Origin of the sequence: Secundilactobacillus odoratitofui DSM 19909 = JCM 15043, assembly GCF_001434895.1 — a bacterium.
GTDB classification, from domain to species: Bacteria; Bacillota; Bacilli; order Lactobacillales; family Lactobacillaceae; genus Secundilactobacillus; species Secundilactobacillus odoratitofui.
The window spans coordinates 245,360-254,033 of sequence record NZ_AZEE01000027.1; the positions used below are offsets into that span (position 1 = coordinate 245,360).

Here is an 8,674-nt window from a genome sequence, read left to right on the forward strand (position 1 = left end):
TTTTACCTCATTCTCCCGCCGGAAAATCGGTCGAAGCGGCCAACTTGGTCTGAGTTTTAAAATCAGCGACACGCTTCTCTAACGTCTCAATTGTGCTTTGAAGTGCTTGGGACCCCAATACCATCCGCAATGGTGCTGGTTCTCGATCTGCACTTTCAATAATCCGACTCGCCATTCGAGCTGGATCACCAGGGGCTAACCCATTTTCAGGATTCAACATGGTTTGGAATGCGTGGGCTGGATTACCTTCATACGCTGGTAATGCCTTTGCGACCTGTGCGCTCCCGTAACGAAATTCGGTACGTGCACCACCTGGTTCAACGATCGTCACGCCGATATTAAAACTGGCAACTTCTTGGGCAACTGATTCCATAAACCCTTCGATACCAAACTTAGCTGCGTGATACATCGAATTGCCTGGAAAAGCAACCTGACCACCATAAGACGAAATCTGAATTAACCGTCCGTGACCTTGCGCACGCATGCTTGGTAAAATTGCCCGCACCATTTGAATCGAACCCGTTAAATCAGTGGCAATAATCCGCTCAACTTCTGCATCACTGAGTTCCTCAGCGGCACCAAACAGACCGTAACCCGCGTTGTTAACCAGAACATCAATTTGATACGTTTTAGTTAGTTCATCAATTAGTTGGTGAATCGCGTTGATATCAGTCACGTCTAAAGTTCTACCAATAAACGTTTCTGGGTATTGATCCAATAAATCCTGAACCTTCGTCATGTTACGCACCGTGCCAATCACCGTTTTGCCCTGAGCCAAAAGCTGTGTCGTCATGGCACGACCAAAACCGCTACTAACACCTGTAATTAACCAAGTTTGATTTTTTATCATTTTAATCTCCTTTTTCATTCAAAATTGCGATTCTCATATATACGAGCTAATCAATATACTTAATGACTTTTGCGGGCACACCGACCGCAACTGCGTTATCGGGGATGTCCTTGGTGACCACAGCACCAACGCCAATGATGGCATTTTCGCCAATTGTGACACCAGGCGCAACGTTCACTCGAGCACCCAACCAGGCATTCTTTTTAATGTGAATTGCCTTGGTACTCAGCAGCCGGATATTCTTCGGTTCATGATTATCAGTAAATAACCCAACACCCGGCCCCATCATGACACCGTCATCAATCGTGATCGTTCCGACCGACATCATTGTTAAATTGTGGTTGGCATAGACGTTCTTTCCGAGATGGACTTGACTGCCACAATCAATGTACATTGGTGGTGTGAAAAAAGTGCCATCGTGCATCTGATCAGCCAATAATTCATTTTCAAGTGCAACTATTTTGTCACGCTGACTTGGCAACGTCGCGTTAATTTGATAACAGAGATCATTACACCAATCAATTTCACCGTGAACTTCTTTTTGATACTCACTGTTGCGAATATCGATCGTCTTACCAGCACGAAAATCATCAAAAATACTCATCATCAACCTCCTAACCGATATTGCATACTTGCCTAATAAACCGGCCGTGATTCTCCCTGAGTTGCAGGATTAGCCATCCCCAAGCTCTCATTGGCACCAAAGTTGGGATCCGCAACAATTCTCAAAACAACATCAACGACACTCTGCCGGGAACCCGAAACACCAACGTATGGTTCACTCTGCTTAGTGATCGTGTACGTCACTTCATTGCGATCATTCAACCAAGGCAGCCGTAAAGTGGTGTACGTTAAACCAGAAGTCGCTAGCAGTTTATCCGAGTTAATTGCTGCGTCGAGACCGGCACTCACCATTTGTCGATTCCAAGCGCCAAATTCACCTGGTACTTCGTTATATAAACCTAAAATATTAGTGAAAATGACCCGGTCGACATGGTGTAACTTCATGCCTGCAATGACGTTTTTGGTCATCGCGTTATCTGCATCATGGTCAACAACGGCCACAAACACCATATCCTGTCCGGCAGTCGCGGTGGCAACTGAATCTGCGTCTTCCAAATCAGTTTCAATAACCCGCACCCGCGCGTTATCCTGAAGTGCAGATAAGCGCTGACTATGGCGCAATCCTAGCGTCAGGTCCACATCTTTGAACGTTGGTTTCGTCAGAATTCGATCAGTTACGATTCGTGCAATTTGACCATTTGCTGCTAAGATTAATAATTTCATTTTATTTATCTCCAATCACTTTAATCTGTTGACCCATTTTTGAATTTCAGTGTCATCGTTGGTACCACTACCTGCAATACTTAATCCAGGTAATACCGTGAGAGATCCCGCTGCCTTCTCGAAGTCCGCTTCGTATCCAACCGCACTACCAGCGTGCGTATAAAATGGTGCTAATTGAGCACTTACATTGCCGTGCTTCAATAGCTCTAACAAAGCCAAAACTGGTGTTGCCGGTGAACCTGACCACACCGGTCCACCCACCAAGATTTCATCATACTCACCAAAATTCGGTAACGGTTCGTTCAATGCTGGTAATTGACCGGTCGTCAATTGTTGCTTCGCAATATCAGATGTTGCGTACATATCCGTTGAGAAAGTGCCTGCTGGTACCTTTATTTCAAAGACATCTGCTGACATCAATTGTTGCAAACGATGCGCTAATGCAGCTGTATTGCCAGACCAAGAATAATAAATGATTAACTGTTTCATACTCGTACTTCCTTTCAATACGTGCTGGCTTCAATATGTTCAATTAACCAGCCCTGTGGTGTGTGACTGAAAAAGGCGTGAAGTTGCAGGCGCCAAGATCCGCGACTACCCCAAATCGTGGCGTCCACAAGATTTTGACCGAGTACCTCGTTATCATTCAATTGCTCAACCCGATGCTCTTGTGCCTCATGATACTGCATCTCACCACTATCGATTGCAGCCAACCATTCTGCCTTAGATTGCTGCATTCCCGTCATGTGGACGAGGTAGAAATCTGGCGCTAGCAGTTTGCTTAACGCCTCAGTGTCTCCAGAAACCATTAACGTCACGTGTTGTCGGTAGAAGTCAATTAAGGTTGCCATTACAGTTCATCTCACCTTTCTCTTTAGTTGATAAGGTTACCTTAGACCCTTGAAGTAACTGTAAGGCAAGGGTTATTCTAAAAAAATTTAAAAAGGCCTAATAATCGTGTTCGACAACACAATTATTAGGCCTTCTATATCTAATCTAACTTCAATTCCAAATGCCGGTACCGATGACCCAAAATCGTCATCTCACCAGCTAATTGATACCCTTGGCGGCGGTACAGTTTTTCTGCACGCGGGTTGACGAGGTCAACGTTAAGGGCAAGCGTCTCTGCGCCGTATTGTTCTGCCAATGACTTGGTTGCAGCCAGTAACTTTGCGCCGACACCCTGGCCACGCGTTGCTGGAGCGGTGGCAAGCAGTTCTAAGTACCACTCACCCGGCAGCGTTTCACTTTCTGGGTGGACTTGCATTGAAACATCCGTAAAAGCTGAATTCCAGTGTGCGCCAACGGCACTCTCTTGGTCAGCGTGGTAGCTAAACGCCACCCCAACGACAGTACCGCTGGTTTCGGCCACCAGTGTCTCAGCAATTTCACCAAGAAATACTTGGTCGGCGAAGCACTGTGCAACCCGTGTTTCAAGGTCAGCAGGTGGTAATTCAGTGATACCCATTTGATCAAATATCACCATTAGAATTTTCGCAATTTGTCTTGCATCAGTCGGTTTGGCTGAACGAATCGTGATCATGGTAATGGCTCCCTTCGTTTGTGCATTGTCATGAATAAGGCTTTAAAATACATCTGTTGCATCCAGTGTAACATGACCATACTTTGGAACCGAACACAAGCTACATTCATTTTAAAAATCACCAAAGAGGGTCAAATTTGCTTGATTGCAAACTTGACCCTCTATCATTAAAACGCGCTATCCACTCCTGCAAAACTAAGTGTTTCGAAGACTTAGTATGCCATGTGAACTCGCACGGTTCGAGCAACTGAGGACTTGTAGCCCGTATAAACTTCCCACTTGGTGGACGCATCATTCGGAAGTTTCACCAAGACATGACGTGTCTTTCCAGCAATCTTTAACTTCGTTGGAATAAACATGAAGGTCCCACCTAAATAATCGAAACCTGCAGTCTTGTATTGCTTGGTCTTGGAGCCATTGATGCTAAGCTTGAATTTCGTATTAATATTTCTAACTGCCTTGTTGCTGAGTTTCACGGTCTTAGGCATGCCAGACACTTTCGCGGCTCCAGCTGTAAATTTAACTTTGGTTTGGTGCTTACCAGTTTTATGATACCAAGTACCACGAATCGACGGTGCGAAGGTACGAGCTGAGGCTTGAGTTGTCGTTGAAATAGTCAGCGCCAACACGCCTAGGAAGGTTGTGACAGCTATGAGTAGGTATCGCGGAAATTTGTTTAAATGCATGAGCATGGTCTCCTTTGTTGGGTAGTTAATCCTTAACGCATTAATTATACTTCAATACAAAATTCAAGTATACTGAGTTTGAAATCAATCCAGCTATCGGACGTCAATACATAGGCTGCAGACTAGCACAACTGATATATGCAATAAACCAGAAATGATTTAAAATAAAGTTATCCAATCAATCTAGGGGGATCCACTTATGAAAAAAGCCATCATTACTGGTATCGCTTTAGGCACCTTCGCCTTAAGTACAGGCCTAATGACCCAGTCTGCAAACGCTAGTACCGCCTACCGAACGCTCACAACCAAGAGCTACGCAAGTACCACTCCGGCCTACCATGCCAAAAATGCGGCCAAATCCGTTTATCTATGGAATAGCACCATAACCAAGAAGTTACATAACCTAAAAAACTATCCCAAAACAACTTGGTACGTTCAAAAAAGCGTGAAGTTAACTAACGGCAAGAAGACCGGTATCTTCTATTACGTTCAAAATAAACACAACTCAGCTAATGGTTACGTCTGGCGCGGTTACCTTAGTAAAGGAAAATTTACGTCTACCGTAACCAGTAGCACCACTACCAATGCGGTACCTCGTAACTATTCCTTTGATGCGAACGCAACGGACGCTGGCCCTGTTCCTTACATGGTAAAGCCTGGGGTTAAGAGCGGTTATATTTGGAATTACAGTCACACGAAGAAGCTATATAATATCAAAAACTTGGCTAGTTCTAACTGGTACGTTAACTACGCTTCAACTAAAAAATACGGTCAAAAAACGGCTGTTTATTACCGAGTCATTTCAAACTCAGGCCATGTAAAGGGCTTGATTTGGAGTGGCTATCTGACTCGCTTAATGGCAAAAGCGCCCAGTGAGTTTACCACGCAATCCAACTTTGAAACTTATATGAAGACTGCGCGTTCACAACGCTTTGCTAGACAAGTCATGAAGCTATTCCCGAACGCCAAATTAAGCTTAGATTTATCTCAGATTACTCAAAACGTTGACAGCAATAATCCCCTCAAAACAAAAAAGTATACTGACGTCATTAACATTGGTGATTTGAAACCAGCCGATAAAACTAGCGAGTTAACGAGTATTTCTGCAAAAACCGGTGTTAATATGGCTGGGAAAACCATTACCCCTCGAGTTAAGTATATCGAAAGTGTCCTGAACGATAATGGTCTTACTCAAAAAAAACGGCCTACGATGAGTGATTACTATCTCGGAATTTATATCCCTGACGATGCTCAAGTTATGAGTGATTTCCCGAAAGGCTTTACCTTTTCTTCGCCATACCCAATGGCAAAAGAAGATCACGGCATGACTAGTACGGTGCAAATTTTCATTGCTAAATTAAAATAATTCACTATATGAGTAAATGAAATAAATGTCGCAACCTCAATTCCGTACAAAAAGTAGCGCTATAAGTAGTCAAAAATAAGGACCAAGATCGCACAACTGCGACCTTGGTCCTTTTCAATACTTATAGATGGCAACGCCTAATCCATCACCACATGCTGGAACTCAATCGAACCAGTCCCTAAATCTACCTTGAATAAACCCTTAACGCCCGACTTCTCATCAGTCAAAACGACCATGTACTCGTCTTGAACCTCACCACGGTCAAAGGTCTCATATTCGCCACGAAAACCGTTCTTTCGAAAGAGACCGATGATCTTCATCATTTCGCGTTGTGTGACTTCTTGCTGTGCTACATTATCCAAGGTTTGTTTGCTCCATTCGATTATATTTGATTTTTTACTAAGAACCGCAGTGCCACAAAACAACACTGTAGTTGTGATTACCATATATTTCCACTGTTATCCTAAATTTCCACAGAAAAATGATCACCACTGGGCTTCAATTGACACCCTTCAGTGATCATTTTTTGTGTTTAACTTTAGTTGTGAGCTAAAAGTTTACTAATTATTCGCCTAACTTCGTCTTGCTTTGTACTTCAAGCTTTTCGTTGAAGTCGTAGACAACTGGTTGGCCAGTCTTCATTTCAAGGTTGATGATATCTTCATCACTGATACCTTCGATGTACTTGCTCAAGGCACGTAATGAGTTACCGTGGGCTGCGATGATGACGTTCTTGCCGTCAAGCAACTTAGGTGCGATTTCATCTTCCCAGAATGGCATAACCCGTTCGAGGGTCACCTTCAAGTTTTCGCCACCAGGCACGATGTTAGGATCCAAGTTAGCGTAACGACGATCGTTAACTGCTGAACCTTCGTCATCGGCACTCAAAAGTGGTGGTAATACGTCGTATGAACGACGCCAGATGTGAACTTGGTCTTCGCCGAACTTTTCAGCGGCTTCGGCCTTGTTTTGGCCTTGCAATGCACCGTAATGACGTTCGTTTAAGCGCCAAGTCTTCGTTTCTGGAATCCAGAGTTGGTCTGAATATTCCAAAGCGTAGTGCAACGTCTTGATGGCACGCGTCAAAACTGATGTGAAGGCGTAATCGAATTCGATGCCGGCTTCCTTGATCAACTTACCAGCGTTTTGGGCTTGTTTAACACCCTCGTCGCTCAAGTTAACGTCAACCCAACCAGTAAATTGGTTAGATAAGTTCCATTCACTTTGACCGTGACGGATCAATACTAATTTAGCCATGAATTAATACCTCTTTCTTCTTTTAATTACCAGACCATTTTACACCAAACTGACACGCATTTCACCAAATAAAAAGTTCTTCACAAAGTTGAAAACGCTTTATTTACCAATTACCTGCAATTTTGCTATTTTTTGTTGTTTTAACTGATTCACAACGTCATTTAACGCAGACCAATCATTCGTCTGAAGTGGATTTGGCCAGGTAATTTGAATGGCCTGATTTAAATCGTTCACCACCGTGTCGGATAAATAAATATCGGTTGCCGCCGTTAAACTATGCGTCACGTGAACGCCGCCAAGAATGTGCAATTGCAACAAATTTTCAATGTAATTAACCGGCACGTTACTCTGCCCAAAGTCGATGCACACAGTCACTTGATCTTCAATCACATCCGTTGGCAATAAATCAATCAATAACACTACAAAGTTATACACAATTTTAGGAACGCTATCCGCTGGTAATTTCAATTGGCTTGTCCGCTGCGCAATCTCACATAACTCCCGGGCCAAGCTCACAATTCCCGGAAACGACTGCGCTAGCCGATCAATGTTGAGCTCGTACTGTTCAGGCGTAGTAGTCATATTGAAAAAGGCCAGCCAATTACCAATGGTCAGCAATTGATCGATAACATGATCAGCATCAGCTACCGATAACCGTTGATGATTAATGATTGGTGTTTGGTTAAGGTATTTTTGGGATTCCTGCACCGCCAAGTTCAAACGCTTCGTCAACTTAGTTTCAAGTTTCAACGGTACGTCGTCAATCATTTTTTGACTCAATAAAAATAAGTAAAGGTACGTTACTTCAGACGACACATCGGTATTTTCAATATTAGGCACATAGTGGTTATAGAAATTGACGATAAACCCCGTCGTTTGATTGCTTTCTAGCTGAACCGATGAGCGCGTATTCAGGTCATGAAAGCCATGAATGCGTTGAACCTGCACCTGAAAAAACAGTTTTAGCTTCAACCGTTGGCTAGGCGTCAGTGACAATTTTAAGGTCATCGCCAAGAAGTTCAAAAAGTGGGAACTCACCTCTTCAAGTTCTGGAAACGGTGATTCGATGCCACTGAAATAGTAATAGCAAAAACTGGTCAGATCCGCTCGCTTCGCAAATTCCGGATGGACCGAAACACCTACCAGGTTCTGAAAGGCATCTTGCGTATGAAATTCTGTTTGGATCTGACTTCTCAGCGCATAATAGCGCGCCTGACTAATGTGGGCATTATCAAAGAAGTGCCGTCGATCCCCATGTCGGCGAACAAAGTACTCAAAGAACAGAATCTTGTAAGTCATATTCCGTTTCAATAAGTGTAACTGCAGAATTCGAAACCCCGCGAAGGTTGCATTTTGTAGCACCACCAAGCCATGTTTAAGCTCAATCTGCCAATCGATTAATTCCGGCATCTCGTTAAATATTTTCTGACTTTCTTCAACACTTTTATTTAATTTGTAACGCGACAACGATAATTGTGTCATCACATCAGTCACCAGCATTGCGTTACCTGGTGCACTTTCCAATAACCATACCAATGCCAAAGTGGCCTGATCATCCTGTTCCAGTAAGCTCCAATAACTCACTGCAATCCCCCCCAAGTTAAGGATGTGCCGTAATCGAGATTCCCCGTTTTAGACATTCTTATCATACCATATTTTCTTGATTTCTCAGTGATTCAACTGTT

Annotated in this window: 11 protein-coding genes; 1 reads left to right on the forward strand and 10 read right to left on the reverse strand. The window is 43.5% G+C overall.

What is annotated here, in order from left to right; genetic code table 11:
- Positions 1 to 7 precede the first annotated feature (7 nt).
- The 7 genes from FD04_RS03520 to FD04_RS03550 form a co-directional block, all read right to left on the reverse strand.
- Positions 8 to 850, reverse strand: coding sequence for an SDR family oxidoreductase (locus FD04_RS03520; RefSeq protein ID WP_056947054.1), 843 nt, complete (start codon positions 848 to 850; stop codon positions 8 to 10).
- 46 nt (positions 851 to 896) lie between these two features.
- Positions 897 to 1,454: an LbetaH domain-containing protein gene (locus tag FD04_RS03525; RefSeq protein ID WP_056947056.1), complete on the reverse strand. Its 558-nt coding sequence runs from the start codon at positions 1,452 to 1,454 to the stop codon at positions 897 to 899.
- A gap of 32 nt (positions 1,455 to 1,486) precedes the next feature.
- A complete protein-coding gene (locus tag FD04_RS03530; RefSeq protein ID WP_054699328.1) occupies positions 1,487 to 2,137 on the reverse strand; it encodes an NAD(P)H-binding protein in 651 nt (216 codons plus the stop codon).
- A 15-nt stretch (positions 2,138 to 2,152) separates the two neighbouring features.
- Positions 2,153 to 2,626 carry a flavodoxin gene (locus FD04_RS03535; protein ID WP_054699326.1) on the reverse strand — a complete coding sequence of 158 codons (474 nt, stop codon included), beginning with the start codon at positions 2,624 to 2,626 and terminating at the stop codon, positions 2,153 to 2,155.
- A gap of 14 nt (positions 2,627 to 2,640) precedes the next feature.
- On the reverse strand, positions 2,641 to 2,988 hold the full coding sequence (locus FD04_RS03540) for a nuclear transport factor 2 family protein (RefSeq protein WP_056947060.1): 348 nt from the start codon (positions 2,986 to 2,988) through the stop codon (positions 2,641 to 2,643).
- Between the two features lie 140 nt (positions 2,989 to 3,128).
- On the reverse strand, positions 3,129 to 3,680 hold the full coding sequence (locus tag FD04_RS03545; RefSeq protein ID WP_082603106.1) for a GNAT family N-acetyltransferase: 552 nt from the start codon (positions 3,678 to 3,680) through the stop codon (positions 3,129 to 3,131).
- 212 nt (positions 3,681 to 3,892) lie between these two features.
- A complete protein-coding gene (locus tag FD04_RS03550) occupies positions 3,893 to 4,366 on the reverse strand; it encodes a hypothetical protein (protein WP_054699320.1) in 474 nt (157 codons plus the stop codon).
- 199 nt (positions 4,367 to 4,565) lie between these two features.
- Here FD04_RS03550 and FD04_RS03555 point away from each other — a divergent pair, with 199 nt between their 5' ends.
- On the forward strand, positions 4,566 to 5,732 hold the full coding sequence (locus FD04_RS03555) for a hypothetical protein (RefSeq protein WP_056947063.1): 1,167 nt from the start codon (positions 4,566 to 4,568) through the stop codon (positions 5,730 to 5,732).
- 137 nt (positions 5,733 to 5,869) lie between these two features.
- Here FD04_RS03555 and FD04_RS03560 read toward each other — a convergent pair whose 3' ends face one another.
- The 3 genes from FD04_RS03560 to FD04_RS03570 form a co-directional block, all read right to left on the reverse strand.
- Entirely contained in the window at positions 5,870 to 6,094 is a 225-nt protein-coding gene (locus tag FD04_RS03560) for a hypothetical protein (protein ID WP_338055705.1), read from the reverse strand.
- A 202-nt stretch (positions 6,095 to 6,296) separates the two neighbouring features.
- On the reverse strand, positions 6,297 to 6,989 hold the full coding sequence (locus FD04_RS03565; RefSeq protein WP_054699314.1) for a 2,3-diphosphoglycerate-dependent phosphoglycerate mutase: 693 nt from the start codon (positions 6,987 to 6,989) through the stop codon (positions 6,297 to 6,299).
- Positions 6,990 to 7,088: 99 nt separating this feature from the next.
- The gene (locus tag FD04_RS03570; protein ID WP_056947066.1) at positions 7,089 to 8,573 is read right to left on the reverse strand and encodes a hypothetical protein; all 1,485 of its coding nucleotides are present in this window, start codon (positions 8,571 to 8,573) and stop codon (positions 7,089 to 7,091) included.
- Positions 8,574 to 8,674: the final 101 nt, after the last annotated feature.